Raw genomic sequence first — 19,280 nt, forward strand, 5'->3', positions numbered from 1 at the left:
AAAAAATAAAAAATTAAACAAGTTTAAATTATCTTATTAATCATAAAAAAGCCCTCAAAAGAAGGCTTATTTTAATGATCGTATTGAACAAGGGAAATAATTTTATAATCGCTTAGTTTTTCTCTGGCTTTTAGAGAGGTTAATTCTATTAGGAAAGCAAAAGCTGCTACCTTTGCTCCTTGAGATTCGATTAATTTAGCTGTTGCCTGTGCAGAACCACCAGTAGCTATCAAATCGTCGATAATAAGCACCTTATCTCCTTTGTTTAGAGCATCTTTGTGCATTTCAAGTTCATTTTGACCATATTCAAGATCATAAGAAACTTTTTCAATTTCTGCTGGTAATTTTCCTGGTTTTCTAACTGGTATAAAGCCAACACCAAGTCTATCTGCAAGAGGTGCACCAAAAATAAATCCTCTTGATTCTATGCCAACTATATAATCAAAGTCCAAAGAAGCTACTTCTTTTTCCAAAAAGTCTAAAGATTCTTTAAAAGCTTCCTTATCTTTTAGCAAAGTTGTTATATCCTTAAAAGATATTCCCTCTACTGGATAATCTTCAATTACTCTAATTTTTGATTTTAATTCCATATCATCCTCCAATTAAAATTATACCCTAAATGAAGCTAATTTTTCGAAATAGATATTTTTGTTAAGATTTTTTATGTTGTTTTATTCTTTTAATTTTGGATATAAATATATTGTAATAATAAGGAGGTTATATTTATGAAATATAGCGTAATCGACCAAGAAAAAAGAGCTCATAATATTTATGAATCAGAAAATCAAGTTGTTACTCATCTAAATATTAAAAAAGGTGAGGAAATTCCAAGTCATGATAGCCCAATGACTGTAATAGTTGTTATCTATCAAGGAGAAGTTTCTTTTACAGAAGATGGTAATACTTTTGTTATAAAGCCTGGAGATATAGTTAGTCTAAAACCTGGAGTTAGTCACAGCTTATTAGCAAAAGCAGATAGTAAGTTAATGGTAATCAAATCAAAATTAGCAGAATAACTAAAAAAGCGATCTAGAAATTTTTCCTGATCGCTTTATTTTTTTAATTGGTATTTTCGTCGTCGTATTTAAGAACTGCCAAAAATGCATCTTGTGGAACTTCCACATTTCCTAATTGGCGCATACGCTTCTTGCCTTCTTTTTGTTTTTCAAGAAGCTTTTTCTTTCTAGAAATATCGCCACCATAACATTTGGCAATTACATCTTTTCTCAAGGCTTTTACAGTTTCTCTAGCTATGATTTTGCCGCCAATGGCTGCTTGAATTGGCACTGCAAATTGTTGGCGAGGAATTTCTTCTTTTAGTTTTTCTACAATTGATCTTCCTCTACTATAAGCACTATCTTCATGAACTATAATTGATAGAGCATCGACAACTTCTTCATTTATTAAAATTTCAAGTTTTACAAGTTTTGCTTTTTGATAGCCTATTAACTCATAATCCAGTGAAGCATAGCCTTTGCTTCTTGATTTTAAAGAGTCAAAAAAGTTATAAATTACTTCGTTTAGTGGAATTTTATATTTGATAGAAACTCTCGATTGATCAATATAGGTCATATCAACCATTTCTCCCCTTCTATTTTGAGAAAGATTCATGACCTGTCCTATATAATCTTTCGGGGTAATAATTTCTACCATTGTAATAGGCTCTTCTATATATTCAATGTTTGCAGCTTCTGGAAAATCGTTAGGGTTTTGTATCTCAATTTCATCATCGGCATTTCTCATCTTTACCTTATATATTACAGATGGAGCTGTTGCGATAATGTTTAAATCATATTCACGCTCTAGTCTCTGGGTTATTATATCCATGTGTAATAATCCCAAAAATCCTGCACGCAAACCAACACCTAAGGCTTGTGAATTTTCTTGTTCGTAGACCAAGGCTGCATCATTTACCTGTAATTTTTCTAAGGCGTCACGAAGTTTATCAAAGCTTTCCCCTTCTGCTGGATAGATTCCAGAATAAACCATAGGCAAAACTTCTTTGTAACCCTCAAGTGCTTTTGCTGTAGGATTGTTGGCATTTGTTATGGTATCACCAACTCTTGCATCCTTAACTTCTTTTATACTTGCTTCTATAAAACCAACATCACCTGATCTTAATTCCTTGGTTTCTATACGAGTTCTCATGGTGTAGCCTACTGTATTTACTTCATAGGTCTTACCTGTATTCATCATTTTTATCGTATCGCCTGGTCTTACAATTCCTTCAAAAATTCTCACATAGCAAATTACTCCTCTGTAAGAATCATAATATGAATCAAATATCAAGGCTTTAAGAGGCTTATCATCGTGATCTTCAGGAGCCGGAATATTTTTTACTATATCTTCTAAAACATCTTCAATATTTAAACCTGTTTTAGCAGAAACTAGTGGTATGTTATCGGTATCTAAGCCTATTTGACTTTCAATTTCAGCTTTTGCTTCATCAACTCTTGCAGATGGCAAGTCGATTTTGTTTAATACTGGCAAAATTTCCAAATTTTGTTCTAAAGCAAGATATGTATTTGCAAGAGTTTGTGCTTCAACTCCTTGAGAAGCATCCACAACAAGAATAGCACCCTCACAAGCTTTAAGAGATCTTGAAACCTCATAATTAAAATCAACATGTCCTGGGGTATCTATTAGATTTAGATCGTAAATCTTACCATCTTTTGCTGAATAATGAATTTTTATTGACTTTAATTTTATAGTAATCCCACGTTCTCTTTCTAGTTCCATATCATCGAGAATTTGGTTGCTTACTTCTCTAAAATCAATATTTTCAGATTTTTCTATAAGTCTATCAGCCAAGGTGCTTTTACCATGATCTATATGGGCTATTATCGAAAAATTTCTAATGTTATCTTTTTTTGTACTCATCTAATTTGTCTTTTCTCCATAAGGATTGTTATCTATTAAACCAAAATCAGAAAATGGATAAAATCTAAAGAAAGCGTGTCCTACTATTTCATCTTTTGAAATTGGTCCAAAGTTTCTTGAATCGTTGCTTGCACCTTCTAATCTATTATCTCCCATGACAAAATATTCATTTTCTGAAAGTTTCCATTCTAATCCGTCATTTTCTGGCAAAGTATAATCTACAGAAGTATAAGGTTCTTGTAGCTGTTCACCATTTAGATAAACTTTGTCATCTTTTAGTGAAATTGTATCTCCAGGAATTCCTATAACTCTTTTTACATAAAGTCTATTAGGATAATCTGGAGCATCCAAAATTACAATTTGTCCTCTTTTATAGCTTGTAAAATGCTTACTTATTTTATTTACCAAGAGCATATCATCATGATGAAGAGTATTAAGCATTGATTTGCCGGAAACTCTTGTAGCATCAACAATGAAAAGTTTAAGAACTAAGGCTATCACTAAAGCTGTAAGAATTGTCTTTATCCAATCTATGATAGTATCTTTTAAGCTATCCTTCTTTACTTCTTTTTTATTTTTTTGTATTTTTATCTTCTCTTTATTATCTTCCATAAATTTCTCCTCGTATTCTCTTATATTATAAACTAAAATTAAAAAACTTCAAAAATATAAATTTTTAGCAATTCCACTTGTAAAATATACAAATGTATGGTAGAATAAATCAGTCAAGCAAAAATAAAAGCAAGAAAGAAGGTGAAAATATGGCAAATATCAAATCAGCAAAAAAGAGAATTGAAACAAACAAAAGAGATACTCTAAGAAATAAATCTCGCAAGTCTGAAATCAAAACTTATATCAAAAAATTTGATCAAGCTTTAGAAGCTGGTGATTTAGACAATGCTAATCAAATCTTCAAACACGTTGACAAAAGATTAAAACAAGCTGAATCTAAGAATGTATTCCACAAAAATAAAGTTGCTAGAACAAGTTCTAGATTACAAAAAGCTTTAAACAAGGCACAAAACGCATAATAAAATGAGTAATTATCAGTATTGGATCCTCACATATGATTACTGATAGTTACTCATTTTTTATTTGCATATTTTATTTATAAAAATTAAAGTTTCTCTTTTCATATCAAAATCTTGAGATTTTTGTCTAATTTCCATATCAAAAAGTCTTTTGTGAGCGGAAAATAAGTCATCCAAAGTGAAATTTTTTTCAAATTCCCTTAGTTTTTTAAGTTCATAAGTTCCTATGGAAATATTTTTCATTATAAAAGAATCGTTCTTGCCATTAATTTTTAGTGTCTTATAGGCTATTAAATTTCTAATTTGTCTTATAATCATATGAAAAATCATAAATAAATCATCATCTTTTTCCGCCATTTTTAGATATATTTCTGAAGCGGATTTTGCATTTCTCATACTTATAGCATCAGTTAAATTAAAAATATTTAAGTTTAATATCTCATCAAGCTGATTTCTTACATCTTCAATTTTTATAATCTCATCAGTTGAATTTGCTATTATTTTATCAATTGTGTTTACAACTTCATATAAGTCGATTTCGCTATCTTTTTGTAGATAAGAAAATCTATCGATAATTTCTCCTATCATAGATTTTTGTATTTTTTTATTATTTCTAACAAATCTTCTTCCAATAAAAGTTTCAAGGTCTTTTTTGCTAAGTCTTTCAATTTTTACAATATTAGCATATTTTTCTACTTTTTTATAAAACTTTCCTTTAAAAGGTCTATTATCAGAAAAAATCAAGAAATTTGCATAATCCGGGAAATTTTCAAGGTCCTTTGTGATATTTGCAAGTATTTCTTCATAATCTTTTATAGAGTTTTTTGAAAGATCTATATTTTTCCAGACTATATATTTTTTTTCTTCCATAACTGGATATGTTTCGTAGGCTGTTTTAATGGTTTCAAAATCACACAAACCTTTTATTTCTATATAATTAAAATCAGCAATATTAACCAAAGTTTTTGTCGTTTCAATAATGCTATCAGATAGAAATTTTTCTTCTGAATCTATAAGATAAATTCCTTTTGTATTTTTATCTAGCAGATTATTCATAAATTCTTTGTAATTCATTTAATCTCATTTCCTTTTATTGATAATACCTGTATTTTATTTTTTATGCACCAAAAAAATTAAAAAGTTCAAGCTTAAACCATCGAAAGAAGTTTATAATATAAATGCTGAAATTTTCATCTAAAATATCCACCTTTCAAATATGGAGCTATTTTTACTTTTTTATAAAAACTAATTTTTACTAATCCATCTTTTTGGCTATTATAAATTTTTACCCCTGATAAATTTTCTATAACTTCCTTGTGTGGATGTCCATATATATTATTTCTACCTGCAGATATTAGAGCTACTTTTGGCTTTACATTGGATAAAAAATATTTAGAAGTAGAAGATCTTGACCCATGATGAGATACTTTTAATATATCGGCTCTTAAATCTAATTTATCTTCATATTCTTTTGGCAAATCTCCCAAAGTTAGTATCTTTTTTCCTTTTATATTAATCATAAATCCTGTTGAATGGCTATTTTCTTCTCCTTCAATTCCTTGAAAAACGCATTTCATTGTCCCATTTTTAAGTTTTATTTCCTGGTTTTCTTTTATAACTTTTGCCTTATATTTTTTGATTATTTTTTTATTTAATGGCCCTGTTATTAGACATTCAACTTTGAAATTGTCGTATAAAATCTTTAAATTTCCACTATGATCTGAGTCTTCGTGAGAGATAAAAACTCCCTTTATTTTTTTTATTCCTAGTGATTTAAGATAAGGAACTAAAATTCTTTGACCTGAGTCATAATCATCGTATTTGGGACCACCTACATCAAATAAGTAATAATCACATCCATCATTTAACAAAAATGCATCTCCTTGACCAATATCTATCATAGAAAAGCTTACTTCAGGTTTTAGCAAATCTTTTATAGGACTTATGCTTACAAAAAGTAAATTTATTATAAGAAATTTTTTAAAAAAAGCCTTATTAGATTTTTTTATGTAGATTAGCGTTAAAACTAACAAATAAAAATATATGCAAATTAAAATGCTAGGATGGGCAAAGTCAATTGTTAGAAATTTTATTTTGTTTAATAGATAGCTAATATTTGTAATACTTAAAACAAGATAATTAAGTATTGTAAAAACTGGTTTTAGAAAAGCTTTCGCCAATGGATAGAGCAAAGTTATGCCAAAAATCAAATACATAGCTAGGGTAAAAATTGGAACTATCAAAAAGTTTGCCAAGATGCTTAATAGATTTATTTTACCAAAATAATAAATTGAAAATGGAAAAAGTGTAGCCTGAATAGTAGCTGTAAATCCAAGATTTTCCATTATAAGCTTATCCTTAAAATACTTTTTAAATTTTGGATAGATTAAGTAAACTCCACTTGTTGCAACAAAAGATAAAATAAAGCCAGAGTTTAATATAGCAAAGGGATTAACTAATAAAATTAGTGTAGCTGCTATTAGCAAAGCTTTGATTTTATCGAAAGGCTTCTTGTACAAAAATCCTAAAAATCCTATCAAATTAACCAACAAAACTCTTATAACAGAAAATGGAAAAGCAATTAAATATCCATAAAATAAGCAGGTAGAAAGAGCAAAAATGTAAGCCTTTTTGTAATCTAAATTAAAAATATTAAAAATAAAAATAATAGATGCAAAAAGCAAATCGATATGAAGACCAGAAACTGCCAAAATATGAGATAGTCCCAGATCTCTAATATCGTTATTTTCCAGCAAATTTTCCCCTAAAATAACCGAAATTACAAAAGAGGATGATTTCTTGCTTAGATTTTTTTCATATATATCGTGGATATAAGAATAAAATTTTCTCCTTAATTTTAATAAAAAATTAGAAGTTTCCCCTATTTTTTTAAATTCTTTTATATCAAGATTACTTGCTACATTTTTGGAAATCAGATAATTTCTATAATTGAAAAGATTTGGATTGGTATTTCTATTTGGAATATTAATATCGGCATCAACAAATAGTTTATCCCCTATTTCGAATTCATAATCAGAGAAAATGACCGATTTCTCCTTGATTTTTTTACCCTTTACTCTTACAAAATACCTATAAGAATCCTTTGTTTCTCTTTTTTGAAGAATTGTTACATTAGCCTTGATATTTTTGAAACCTTTTAGCTTATAAGAATTAAAGTTTAGAAGACTTAATGAAAATCCCAGACCAATGCCAAGGCTTATAAGTAAGTATTTCTTGTCAATAAAAAGTAAAATTATAGATATTACTAAGATAAATCCTAGTAAAACAAGCGGATTAAGATTTTCAAAATTAATGAAAATTCCAATTCCACTTACTAAAGAAATCAAAAATAAAAAAATAAACTTTCTCATGGCCTTTCCTCGGGTATATTATATCATAAGAATTTATTTAAAGATGAAATTTATAGGAGAGAAAAATGCAAAAATTATATATGGACTACCCAGAAATTTCAAAAATAAAAGCAAATATAATCTCAAGACGCTATCTAGATGACAAAACTCAAATAATCCTAGATAGGACAATTTTTATGCCAAATTCAAAAGAATTTTTAGCTGATAAGGGAACTATCTCTGCTATGGAAGTTTTAAATGTAGAAGAAAAAAAGGACAATATAATCCACACCATCCAAGGAAAGCCTCAAAAATCCGAAGTTTTTCTTGATCTTGATATGACAAACAGAAGAAAAAATCTCTCTTATAACACCGCTTACATAATTTTTAAGCTAATTTTTGATTCTTTTTATAGGTCAAGCTCCATAAATCTAATAAGAAAAGAGGAAGATTTTTTCATTGAAGTAAATGATTTTTATGATGTTTTTGATGAAAAATTAATACTTGATCAAATAAATTTTCTAATAGGAGCTAATCTAAAAATTGAAAGCAAACAAGGAATTACAAAAATTGACCCTATTGGAGATGTGATCAATAATTTTATTTGCTTTGATTATACAGGAAAAGTTCGTGGACTTGTTTTTGAAAATATAGACGTAAACAAAAGTTCTCTTAAAATAAAAATAAAAGCTTGTGACGATATTCTAAAATGACGGTTTGATGCCGTCATTTTTTAATTTTATTTAAAAGTATTTACATTAAATTAATAAAGTGATATAATTTTATCATATTTTATGAAAGGAGTAGAAAAATGACAAAATTAAGAAATAGAAAATTCGGAGAAAAATGTAACTAAAGTCATTGTAAGTAAATACCTTACCTTGACTAAGAAAATCAAGGAGGTCGAGGTTTATCCTCATATATGAAAGAACTAAAATTTGTTTTTAAAGAAATGTGGTCAAAAGACCCATTTATGTATTTTATAATACTCGTAACATCACTACTTAATGGAATCATTCCCTTTGTTTGGATTTTGGCACCAGCTTATGTCATAGAAAACAGAACACTCGGAATGAAGTTTTTTATTCCCTTTTTTATCGTATTATTTTTAATCACAAGCCTATCAAGCTTTTTAGTTTCATTTCTTACTGGAAATTACAGAATGAGAATGAATAACATTAGATATGGACTTGCTATAAATATCATTGATTATAGTCTAAATTTATCCTACATTGATCAGCAAGATAAGAAACAAAGAGAAATTATTAATAATGCCTTGCGCGCTGTGGATAATCCTTTTCAAGGGATTGGTGGCATGATTTTACAGATGCCAAATATGATTGGGCTTATAATTTCAAGTTTTGGATTCATTTGGATTTTTTCGTCTATGGATTTTTACATTCTTGCCCTAACAATAATTTTAACTTTAATCGCGGCTTTTTTTCATAGAAAGGCAGCTAATATTGAAAGCGATTATTGGGTTGAAATGGAAGAATGTGAAGAACAACTTATGCAAATGAATTATCAGATAAAAAATCCCTTATCTAAGCTTGATTTGATAATGTATGACATAATTGGACTGTTTAGAAAATATTTTCAAAATCTAATGGATTATAAAAATGAAAAGACTAAAGATGTCACTAAAAAAAGCATGAAATTAATAAGCATCTTTACTTTGATCTCTTTATTAAGGGATGTAATCATATTTTCTTGGATGATAAAAAATTTTCACGATGGCAATATAAATATAGGTCAATTTTACATATATTTTACAGCTGTTTTTTCCTTTATCTTATTTGTAGAAAGATTTTCCTTATATTTTGGTTCTTACATCAAAGATATAGGTTTTGCCAAATCTTATTTTAAGATTTTAGACAAAAATATCCAAAATTATGAAGAGTTTTCCGAAGACGATTTTGATATCGAACTAAAAGATGTTTATTTTAAATATCCATCAAATGACAACTACACTTTAAAAAATATCAATCTAAAGATTAAAAAAGGCGAAAAGATAGCTCTTGTTGGAGAAAATGGAGCAGGTAAATCAACCCTTGCGTTAATTCTTGCAGGCCTTTACCAAGTAACAAGTGGCAAAGTTTTGATAAATGGAAAAGACCTTAGCGAAAGTAATATTGATTTAACAAAAATTGTATCTGCTGTTTTTCAAGATAGTTTGCTCTTACCTTATAGCATTAAAGAAAATATTTTGCTTAATTCTAACAAAGAAAACTTGGATGATCTTTACAAATTGACAGGGCTTGATGAAATAGTAGAAAAATTTGAAAAAAAAGATGAGCAAATATTGTTAAGAACTCTAGATGATCAGGGTGTTGACTTATCTGGTGGCCAAAAACAAAGATTATTTTTAGCTCGTGCCTTGAATAAAAAAAATGCAAAGATGTTAATATTAGATGAGCCGACAGCCCAGCTGGACGCCATTGCAGAGCGAGATTTGTATGAACTTTATAATACTTTGACTGATGATTTATCAAGTGTATTTATTTCTCATAGACTTGCTTCAACGCAATTTTGCGATCGAATTATTTATTTGGAAAATGGAGAAATTACAGAAGAAGGAACTCATCAAGAACTTTTAGATGCAAATGGCAAGTACAAGGAATTATTTGATATTCAAGCCAAAAATTACAAGGAGAATATTTATGAAGAATCTCTTTAAAATTTTAAAATTGATGAATGAAAAAAACAAAGGATTTTTGCTAAAAGCAATCTCATTTTCCTTAATTCTAGGTATCCTACCCTTATATAATATCATTGCGCCAAAACTTGTAATTGACGAATTTAACGGAGCCAGAAGATTTTCAATTATGCTTTTGATAGTACTTGGAGTTCTTCTTATTAATTTTATAAGCTCGGAGATAAATTTTTATTCAAGATTTTATTATATGAAAATTTTTCAAAATTTCATCTTTGAATTACAATTTATGGTCAATGAAAAAGTTTTAAGACTTCCTATAGAATTAACCGATTCAAAATCTATACAAAACAAGGTAGAGCAAGCCTCTGAGTCTATTTGGTATGTCTATAGTCTTTTTGATGTATTTACAATGGTTGTTGGTGCTCTTATTACGGGAATAATATCGATCATAATCCTGATTAGATTAAATATATTTGTCCCTTTTTTGATATTTGGACTATTTCTATTAAATATTCCCTTAGCCAAAAAAATCAAAAAGAATGAAGTTAGCTATACAGAAAAAAGCGCCATTGAATCGAGAATTTATAGATACTATATGTATTTTTCTAAAGACTTTAAATATTCAAAAGACTTAAAAATTTACAAGGGCGAAAAACTAATTTTGGATAAAGCCGCTTTCCATCTTAATCAGATGTATAAAGTTAACCATAAATATTTCACTTCAAATGGTGCTTATTTAGGCTTAATGAATTTGATTAATAACTCTGGAGTAATTGTTTCATTTATATATTTAAGCTTTAGACTTATTGAAAATACGCTTTCTATAGCAAATTTCACCTTATATTTTAACTCTCTTATAAGACTAATAGATGGTTTAAATATCCTCCAGCAAAATGCTGCAAATGTCATGGGTGCTAATACAATACTTGAAGTTCTATTTGAATTTCTTGCTATAAAAGAAGATGAAAATACAGAAAATGGGATAAAAGATATAGATTTATCAAAAGTGAAAATTGAATTTAAGGATGTATCTTTTAAATACCCGACAAGTGAAGACTATATCTTAAAAGACTGTTCATTTGTCATCAATCCTGGCGAAACACTTGCTCTTGTTGGAAGAAATGGTGCAGGTAAATCTACCATAGTAAAGCTTTTGTGTAGATTTTATGATGTAAGTAGCGGAGAAATCTTACTAAATGGCATTAATATAGAAAATATAGACAAAAATTACTATTACCAAATACTTTCTCCAACTTTTCAAGATTTTAGACTCTTTCCTTTTAGGATTGATGAAAATGTCGCAACTATTGGTCATGAAGAAATTACCGATAAGGATTATGAGGAAATGGATAGGTCTTTTAGGCTTTTAAATATCAAAAATTGGGTCGATTCTTTAACTAAGAAAAAAGCCAATTATATTACTAGCCTATTTGACGATAAGGGAATCGAGCCATCTGGAGGTCTTGGTCAAAAACTAGCACTTTCTCGTTCTATGTACCATAAGGGCAAATTCATTATAATGGATGAGCCAACAAGTGCACTAGATCCTAGAAGTGAACAGGAAATTTTTGAAAATATGCTAGAGATAACAAAAGATCAGACTTCCCTATTCATATCTCACAGACTTTCTTCAACCAAATATGCAGATAGAATCCTCGTTTGCAACAATCACTGTATAGAAGATACTGGAACTCACGATGAGCTAATGAAGAAAAATAAATTATACAAAGAAATGTTTGAAACACAAGCAGAATTATACACTTAAAAACGATTAGAAAAATGATGTGATCCAAATCTTGGGATCACATCAAATCTAATCGTTTTTTAAAATTTATTTACAATAAAATCAAGTCCCATAGCCCATCCCATGGAATATAGGAAAATTGATGGCGGTTTGCACAAAAGAATTATTGTTGCAAACTTCCTAAAACTCATATCAGTAAGTCCTGTAAGATAACACAAGAAATCATCTGGCGCAACTGGCAATAAAATTGCAAGAGCAAAAAATTTCTCGTAAGTTTTATCTTTTAGTTTATGTTTATACTTATCATAAGTTTCTTGGCCAAAAATATCTAGAATAATGGATTTTCCAAAGGTTCTTGAAATGAAAAATACCAGCATTGAACCAAGACAAATGGAAATATAATTATATACAAATCCCCAAAAAGCCCCAAAAATTACAACACCAAAAACAGTAGTAAGTCCGCCAGGAATTATTGGCACTACTATTTGAATGACTTGAATAAGCATAAATATTATGTGTGCCTTAGTACCGTAGGATAAAACAAATTCTCTAAAACTTTCAATTGAGTTGAAAAGACCCTTCTTGTATCCTATATATCCTAAAATAGTTAGACTTACCAAGGCTATGACCGCTATTATATTGTATTTATTTTTTATAAGAAATTCTTTCATAAATGCTCTCGATCTTTACTATAAATCTAATACAATCATGCGATTATATTTTGATTATGTCAAATTAATTTGACTAAAAAAATAACCGACGTACCATGTATAATAATACACCACAGGAGCGTATTTGTCAATTATTATTTTCATTATAAATTAATTTAAAAAAATAAAGGCTAAAAAAAGCCTTTATTTACTTACTACAATATTTAATATTTTTCCTGGAACGTAAATTACTTTTTTAATTTCTTTTTCAAGTAGATAATTACTTACATTCCTATCAGCTTTTGCTGCTTCAATAGCCTCTTCTTTATTGGCATCTATTTTCATCATAACTTTGCCACGCATTTTTCCATTAATTTGTACTGGCATTTCAAATTCATTAAGGATTAGTTTCTTTTCATCATAGCTTGGCCAAGTACTTTCGTTTAAGTAACCATCAAAGCCAGCCATTTGCCATAATTCTTCTGTTAAGTGTGGCGCTACTGGATTAAGTAAAGTTATATAAGTTTTAAAGTCAGCTTTGCTGATCTTTCCAAGACTTCTCATCTCATTAGATAAGCTCATTAGAGCTGCTATGGCTGTATTAAACTTCAAATTCTCATAGTCTTCAGAAACTTTCTTGATAGTTTGATGAATTGAAACTTCAAGCTCTTTTGAATAATTATCACCCTCAGATATTAAGTCTATCATATTGTAAACTCTTTCTAGGAATTTCCTACAACCACGAACTCCTTCATCTGACCAAATTGCAGTTGAACCAAAATCTCCTATAAACATTTCATAGCATCTTAGAGTATCAGCTCCGTAATCTCTTATTATATCATCTGGATTTACAACATTTCCACGAGATTTGCTCATCTTTTGATGATCTTCTCCAAGAATCATTCCATGACTTGTTCTTTTTATATAAGGTTCTTTTGTTGGAACAACTCCTATATCATAGAGGAATTTATGCCAAAATCTTGAATATAATAAGTGTAGGGTTGTATGCTCCATTCCACCATTATACCAATCTACTGGTGAGTAATAATCTAGCGCTTCCTTGCTTGCAAGATTCTTATCATTGTGTGGATCCATGTATCTTAGATAATACCAAGAGCTTCCTGCCCATTGAGGCATGGTATCAGTTTCTCTTTTGGCAGCTTTTCCACAAATAGGACAAGTTGTATTTACAAATTCATCTATTTCAGATAGTGGAGATTCTCCTGTAGCTGTTGGCTTATAAGATTTTACTTCTGGTAATAAAAGCGGAAGTTCTGATTCATCAATTGGAACCCAACCATGCTCATCACAATAAACCATAGGAATTGGCTCTCCCCAATATCTTTGACGAGAAAATACCCAATCGCGAAGTTTAAAATTAGTTGTAGCTTTTCCTAAATTTTTATCTTCTATATATTCTATAGCTTTTACCTTAGCCTCTGTTGCTGGTAAGCCATTTAAAAACTGAGAATTAATTGAAATTCCCTTATTAATGTCAGTTACTGGAAGATCTTCATCATCTTCAGTTTGATATACTGGAATTATTGGCATATCAAATGTTTTTGCAAATTCAAAATCACGTGTATCATGAGCTGGAACTGCCATGATTGCACCTGTTCCATAGGTCATAAGAACATAATCTGATACCCAAATTGGAATTTCTTTATCAGAAAGTGGATTAATTGCAGAAATTCCATCAATCATAACTCCGGTTTTTTCTTTATTTAACTCTGATCTTTCAAAATCAGATTTTTTGCGAGCTTTTTGTTGATAAGCCAAAATTTCATCAAAATTATTGATTTTTTCTCTATATTTATCTAATATAGGATGCTCTGGTGATATTACCATATAGGTCACACCAAAAATTGTGTCTGGGCGAGTTGTATAAACTGTAAGTTTTTCATCACTATCTTTGATTTTAAAATCTACATTACAGCCCTTAGATCTTCCAATCCAATTTATTTGCTGAGCTTTTATCCTATCTTCATAATTAACTAAGTCTAGATCATCTATGAGTCTATCGGCATAATCAGTAATTTTTAGCATCCATTGATTTTTCATCTTATGAATAACTTCACTACCACATCTTTCACATTTGCCATCAACAACTTCTTCGTTGGCAAGACCTACTTGGCAAGATGGGCACCAATTTACGCTCATTTCGTTTTTATAAGCTAGACCATGTTTAAATAATTGGATAAAAATCCATTGAGTCCACTTGTAATAATCAGGATCTGTGGTGTTTACTTCCCTATCCCAATCAAAAGAAAATCCAATTGACTTTAATTGATTTTTGAAATTTTTTATATTATCTTCAGTAACTTTTGCAGGATGAATTTTATTTTTTATTGCATAATTTTCTGTTGGAAGTCCAAAGGCATCAAAGCCCATTGGAAATAAAACGTTATAGCCTTCAAGTCTTCTTTTTCTAGATACAACATCTAAAGCTGTATAAGGGCGCGGGTGACCTACGTGTAAGCCTTGACCTGATGGATAAGGAAATTCTACTAGAGCATAAAATTTTTCTTTATCCTTATCAATTTGGCTATGAAAAGTTTTATTTTCATCCCAATATTTTTGCCATTTTTTTTCTATGAAATTAGGATTGTATTCTTTATAATTTTTGTTATTTTCTGTCATTTTTACTCCTAGTTCTTAGCTCCAAAGGCATTTACATATCTTGGATAAGGGATTACATCACGAATGTTTTTCATTCCTGTCACATACATTACAGCTCTTTCAAATCCTAAACCGTAACCAGAGTGAACGACACTTCCAAATCTTCTTAGATCAAGATAGTTTTGATAATCTTCTTCTTTTAGACCATTTTCTTTGAATGATTGTAAAAGTTCGTTTATATTTTCCTCTCTTTGTGAACCTCCGATTAATTCACCTACACCTGGAACAAGCATATCAAATGCTGCTACTGTTTTGCCATCAGCATTTCTTTTCATATAAAAAGCTTTGATATCTTTTGGATAATCTGTTACAAATACTGGCCCATCTACTATAACTTCTGATAAATATCTTTCATGTTCAGTTTGTAAATCCATGCCCCACTCAACTGGAAATTCAAATTTTTCTCCACTTGCTTTTAATTTTTCTATGGCATCTGTGTAGGTAATTCTTGCAAATTTTGCATTTCTAACCTTATCTAATCTTTCAAATAAATTTTCATCTATAAATCTATTGAAAAATTCCATTTCTTCTTTGTTATTTTCTAAAACATAATTAATGGCATATTTTATCATATCTTCTGCCACATCCATGCATACGTTATAATCGGCAAATGCTATTTCAGGTTCAAGCATCCAAAATTCTGCCGCATGTCTTGGAGTATTTGAAACTTCTGCCCTAAAAGTTGGACCAAAAGTATAAACATCGCCAAAAGCTAGTGCATAATCTTCAGCTTCTAGTTGGCCAGATACTGTTAGATATGACTTTTTGCCAAAGAAATCTTTGTTGTAATTAATTTCTCCATCTTCTGTCAATGGTGGATCTTTAGGGTCAATTGTAGTTATATTAAACATTTCTCCAGCACCTTCAGCATCTGAAGATGTTACTATTGGTGGATTTACATACAAAAATCCTCTTTCTTGGAAAAATTTGTGAAGGGCAAAAGCAAGAGAGCTTCTTACTTTAAACACTGCTCTAAAGGTATTAGTTCTTGGACGTAAATGTGGAATTGTTCTCATAAATTCTAGAGTTTGTCTTTGTTTTTGGATTGGGAATTTATCTGAAGATTCTCCCAAAATTTTAATTTCATCTGCTTGAATTTCGTAAGGAGTCTTGTTATTGCCTGTTGCAACTAATTTCCCCCTAACCCAAAGACTTGTTGATAAGAATTGATGAGAAAGTTCATCGTAATTTTCTTTGTCAGTTCCAACAACTATTTGTAAATTTTTGAAAGTAGATCCATCATTTAATTCGATAAAACCAACGTTTTTACCAAATCTTGAATTTCTTATCCAACCTTCAATTATTACTTCTTTGTCAAGATATTTTTCAATATCTGAAAGCATTTGTCTAATTTTCATTATTTCCCTCTTTTCTTTTCTTTAAATTTTCTATCATTATTTTCTCATATCCAACATTTTTTGCTTGGTAAAATTTTTCATTTACAAAATCTTCTGGAAGATAATCCTGCTTAACATAACCCCCATAATCGTGAGGATAAAGATAGGTATCTTTGATAAACTTTTTACTTTGTGGATAATGAGAATCTTTTAATTTGTTAGAAACTTCTCTATCCGGATTATTTTTTATAAATTTACTAGCTTTTTCTATTGCTAGATATGTAGAATTGCTCTTTGGTGCAGCTGCAAGATAAGTTACACATTGAGCAAGGATTATTCTTGCTTCTGGCATGCCAACAGCATTAATTGCATCAAAAGTTGAACTTGCCAATATTAATGCATTGGGATCAGCATTTGATATATCTTCTGAGGCAAAAATCATCATTCTTCTTGCGATAAATTTAATATCTTCACCTGCTTCTAGCATTTTTGCCAAATAATAAAGGCTTGCATCAATGTCAGATCCTCGCATGGATTTGATAAAAGCAGAAATAGTATCATAATGTCTATCTCCATTTTTATCATAAATTGCAATTTTCTTTTGGATAGAATTTTCTATAGATTCTTGGTCTATAGTGATTTTACCATCTTTTGCTTCTTGTGAAAATATTGCAATTTCTAGTGCATTTAATAAGGCTCTGCTATCGCCGTTTGAATATTTTATAAGGCTTTCTTTGGCAGTTTTAGTAAATAAAATATTTTTGCTAAAAAGAATTTTATCTTTAGTTAGCGCTTGATTTATAAGTTTTTCTAAATCAGAATTATTCAAAGGCATAAGCTCAAAGACATACATTCTTGAGATCAAGGCCTTATTTATTTCAAAATAAGGATTTTCTGTTGTCGCTCCTATTAAAATAATCGTTGAATTTTCAACAAAAGGAAGCAAATAATCCTGTTGAGATTTATTAAATCTATGAATTTCATCGATAAATAAAATGGTTTTTTTGTTTTCATATTTTAGATTATCTTTGGCTATTTCAATCTTTTTTTTGACATCAGAAATTCCAGATGATACTGCTGACAATTCTTCAAAATCCATACGTGTTGACTCTGAAATTATCTTGGCAAGGGTAGTTTTGCCGACACCTGGAGGTCCATATAAGATCATAGAATAAATTCTATCTGCCTTAATCATTCTATTTATAATTTTTCCCTCTGCAAGCAAATGAGATTGCCCTATATAATCTTCTAAGCGTCTTGGCCTTAATCTATCTGCCAAGGGTGCAGATTTTTCCAATTCATATTTTTTATTTAGCTCAAATAAATCCATAGAAAACTTCCTAATAAAAAAGATGCTAGAAGCTATTTTCTAGCTAAATACTAGCATCATATTTAATCTCTTAAATTAAGTATCTCTTCATAAAATGAATCTACATCTTTAAATTCTCTATATACTGATGCAAATCTAACATATGCTACAGGATCAAGTTTCTTAAGCTCGTCCATAACAAGCTCTCCTATATAATTTGATGTAACTTCCTTATTACCTTCATTATTGATTTTTACTTCAATATTTTTGGCAACTTGTTCAATTTGCTCCATGCTTACAGGTCTTTTTTGACAACTTTTTACAACCCCAGAAATAATTTTGGCTGGATTAAATGATTCTCTCGTATCATCTTTTTTAACAACCATAATGGTGTTGTCTTCATATCTCTCGTATGTTGAAAATCTCTTTTTGCAATCTTCGCACATTCTTCTGCGTCTTATTGCAGTATCATCTTCTGTAGCTCTTGAATCGATTACTCTTGTGTTAGTTGAATGACAATATGGACATTTCATTTTATTTCAAAAAATCTGGTAATTCTATATCGTCAAATGGATTTTTTTTAGCCTTTTTTTCTTCTGCAACTCTATTTCTGCTTGGAGCCTCAAAATCTCTTCTTTGAGATCTTTGTGGACTTATCTCTTCTCTTCTTGATGGTCTTTGACCATTATCAAAACCTGTTGCAATAACAGTAATTTTGATATCATCGCCTAGAGATTCATCGCTACCAACTCCGAAGATAATATTTGCATCAGAATCGATATTTTCTCTAATTAGCTCAGCTGCTTCATTTGCTTCCATTAGACCTACTTCAGCTGCAGTGACATTTAATAAGACTGCTTTTGCTCCATCGATATTTGTTTCTAATAGTGGTGAGTTAATTGCAGCTTTAGCAGCATCAACAGCTCTATTTTCACCATTAGCTCTTCCTATTCCCATGTGAGCTATGCCTTGATCGCTCATTATTGATTCAACATCTGCAAAGTCTAGATTTATTACATTTGGTACAGCTATTAATTCTGAGATACCAGAAACTGCATCCATCAAAACTTGATCAGCAAGTTTAAATGCATCTACCATTGATGTTCTTTTTTCAACAATTTGTAATAATCTATCGTTAGGAATTGTTATAAGAGTATCTACGTTTTCTTTTAATTTTTCAATTCCAGCTTCAGCTTGAGATTGCCTTTTGCGACCTTCAAAAGTAAATGGTTTGGTTACAACGCCAACAGTAAGTATATCTAAATCCTTAGCAACACTTGCTACAACAGGTGCAGCACCAGTTCCAGTTCCGCCACCCATACCAGCTGTAATAAATACCATATCAGCACCTTTTAGTGCTTCTGTTATTTCGTTTTTGGATTCTTCTGCAGCTTTTTCTCCTACACTAGGATTTGCTCCAGCACCAAGGCCTCTTGTAAGTTTTTCACCTATTTGTAAACGAATATCTGAGTTTGATTCTTGAAGAGTTTGTAAATCAGTATTTACTGCTACGAATTCTACTCCAGATAATCCATTTTCTCTCATGCGGCTTATAGCGTTATTTCCGCCTCCGCCGACACCTATTACTTTGATTTTTGCCAAAGAGTAATTGTCCATTTCCATGTTAATATTTGCCATATTTTC

16 protein-coding genes are annotated in these 19,280 nt (G+C 30.0%); 5 read left to right on the forward strand and 11 right to left on the reverse strand.

Features of this window, described 5'->3' with window-relative positions:
- Positions 1–71 precede the first annotated feature (71 nt).
- Positions 72–590 (reverse strand): adenine phosphoribosyltransferase, encoded by a 519-nt coding sequence (locus tag CS884_RS04380; RefSeq protein ID WP_099320849.1) that lies wholly within the window; start codon positions 588–590, stop codon positions 72–74.
- 135 nt (positions 591–725) lie between these two features.
- On the opposite strand from CS884_RS04380, the gene CS884_RS04385 reads away from it, so the two are divergent.
- Complete coding sequence (locus CS884_RS04385; RefSeq protein ID WP_099320850.1) at positions 726–1,016, forward strand: cupin domain-containing protein; 291 nt, start codon at positions 726–728, stop codon at positions 1,014–1,016.
- Positions 1,017–1,059: 43 nt separating this feature from the next.
- Here the strand turns inward: CS884_RS04385 and lepA are convergent, their stop codons facing one another.
- Together lepA and lepB are read right to left on the reverse strand one after the other, a co-directional pair.
- On the reverse strand, positions 1,060–2,880 hold the full coding sequence (gene lepA / locus CS884_RS04390; protein WP_099320851.1) for a translation elongation factor 4: 1,821 nt from the start codon (positions 2,878–2,880) through the stop codon (positions 1,060–1,062).
- Positions 2,881–3,492 carry a signal peptidase I gene (gene lepB / locus CS884_RS04395; RefSeq protein WP_099320852.1) on the reverse strand — a complete coding sequence of 204 codons (612 nt, stop codon included), beginning with the start codon at positions 3,490–3,492 and terminating at the stop codon, positions 2,881–2,883. It lies immediately after the preceding gene.
- Positions 3,493–3,641: 149 nt separating this feature from the next.
- On the opposite strand from lepB, the gene rpsT reads away from it, so the two are divergent.
- On the forward strand, positions 3,642–3,911 hold the full coding sequence (gene rpsT, locus CS884_RS04400) for a 30S ribosomal protein S20 (RefSeq protein WP_099320853.1): 270 nt from the start codon (positions 3,642–3,644) through the stop codon (positions 3,909–3,911).
- 60 nt (positions 3,912–3,971) lie between these two features.
- On the opposite strand, the gene holA is transcribed toward rpsT, so the two are convergent.
- Positions 3,972–4,985, reverse strand: coding sequence for a DNA polymerase III subunit delta (gene holA / locus CS884_RS04405; RefSeq protein ID WP_099320854.1), 1,014 nt, complete (start codon positions 4,983–4,985; stop codon positions 3,972–3,974).
- Between the two features lie 116 nt (positions 4,986–5,101).
- Positions 5,102–7,282, reverse strand: a complete 2,181-nt coding sequence (locus tag CS884_RS04410; protein ID WP_099320855.1) for a DNA internalization-related competence protein ComEC/Rec2 — start codon at positions 7,280–7,282, stop codon at positions 5,102–5,104.
- 65 nt (positions 7,283–7,347) lie between these two features.
- Here CS884_RS04410 and CS884_RS04415 point away from each other — a divergent pair, with 65 nt between their 5' ends.
- The 3 genes from CS884_RS04415 (at position 7,348) to CS884_RS04425 (ending at position 11,682) form a co-directional block, all read left to right on the forward strand.
- Positions 7,348–7,974 carry a hypothetical protein gene (locus CS884_RS04415; RefSeq protein WP_099320856.1) on the forward strand — a complete coding sequence of 209 codons (627 nt, stop codon included), beginning with the start codon at positions 7,348–7,350 and terminating at the stop codon, positions 7,972–7,974.
- Positions 7,975–8,183: 209 nt separating this feature from the next.
- Positions 8,184–9,938, forward strand: a complete 1,755-nt coding sequence (locus tag CS884_RS04420) for an ABC transporter ATP-binding protein (RefSeq protein ID WP_099320857.1) — start codon at positions 8,184–8,186, stop codon at positions 9,936–9,938.
- On the forward strand, positions 9,922–11,682 hold the full coding sequence (locus CS884_RS04425; RefSeq protein ID WP_099320858.1) for an ABC transporter ATP-binding protein: 1,761 nt from the start codon (positions 9,922–9,924) through the stop codon (positions 11,680–11,682). Before CS884_RS04420 ends, CS884_RS04425 begins: the two co-directional genes overlap by 17 nt.
- Before the next feature lie 59 nt (positions 11,683–11,741).
- On the opposite strand, the gene CS884_RS04430 is transcribed toward CS884_RS04425, so the two are convergent.
- From CS884_RS04430 to ftsZ, 6 genes are all read right to left on the reverse strand, one after another.
- A complete protein-coding gene (locus tag CS884_RS04430; RefSeq protein ID WP_099320859.1) occupies positions 11,742–12,332 on the reverse strand; it encodes a TVP38/TMEM64 family protein in 591 nt (196 codons plus the stop codon).
- A gap of 183 nt (positions 12,333–12,515) precedes the next feature.
- Positions 12,516–14,951 carry a leucine--tRNA ligase gene (leuS, locus tag CS884_RS04435; protein WP_099320860.1) on the reverse strand — a complete coding sequence of 812 codons (2,436 nt, stop codon included), beginning with the start codon at positions 14,949–14,951 and terminating at the stop codon, positions 12,516–12,518.
- Between the two features lie 8 nt (positions 14,952–14,959).
- Positions 14,960–16,348: an asparagine--tRNA ligase gene (gene asnS, locus CS884_RS04440; RefSeq protein ID WP_099320861.1), complete on the reverse strand. Its 1,389-nt coding sequence runs from the start codon at positions 16,346–16,348 to the stop codon at positions 14,960–14,962.
- The gene (locus tag CS884_RS04445) at positions 16,338–17,657 is read right to left on the reverse strand and encodes a replication-associated recombination protein A (RefSeq protein WP_099320862.1); all 1,320 of its coding nucleotides are present in this window, start codon (positions 17,655–17,657) and stop codon (positions 16,338–16,340) included. Before CS884_RS04445 ends, asnS begins: the two co-directional genes overlap by 11 nt.
- A gap of 62 nt (positions 17,658–17,719) precedes the next feature.
- Positions 17,720–18,169 carry a transcriptional regulator NrdR gene (nrdR, locus tag CS884_RS04450; RefSeq protein WP_099320863.1) on the reverse strand — a complete coding sequence of 150 codons (450 nt, stop codon included), beginning with the start codon at positions 18,167–18,169 and terminating at the stop codon, positions 17,720–17,722.
- Between the two features lies 1 nt (position 18,170).
- On the reverse strand, positions 18,171–19,274 hold the full coding sequence (gene ftsZ, locus CS884_RS04455) for a cell division protein FtsZ (RefSeq protein WP_099320864.1): 1,104 nt from the start codon (positions 19,272–19,274) through the stop codon (positions 18,171–18,173).
- Between the last annotated feature and the right edge of the window lie 6 nt (positions 19,275–19,280).

It is taken from the genome of Anaerococcus sp. Marseille-P3625 (assembly GCF_900232825.1).
In the GTDB taxonomy this organism is placed as follows: domain Bacteria; phylum Bacillota; class Clostridia; order Tissierellales; family Peptoniphilaceae; genus Anaerococcus.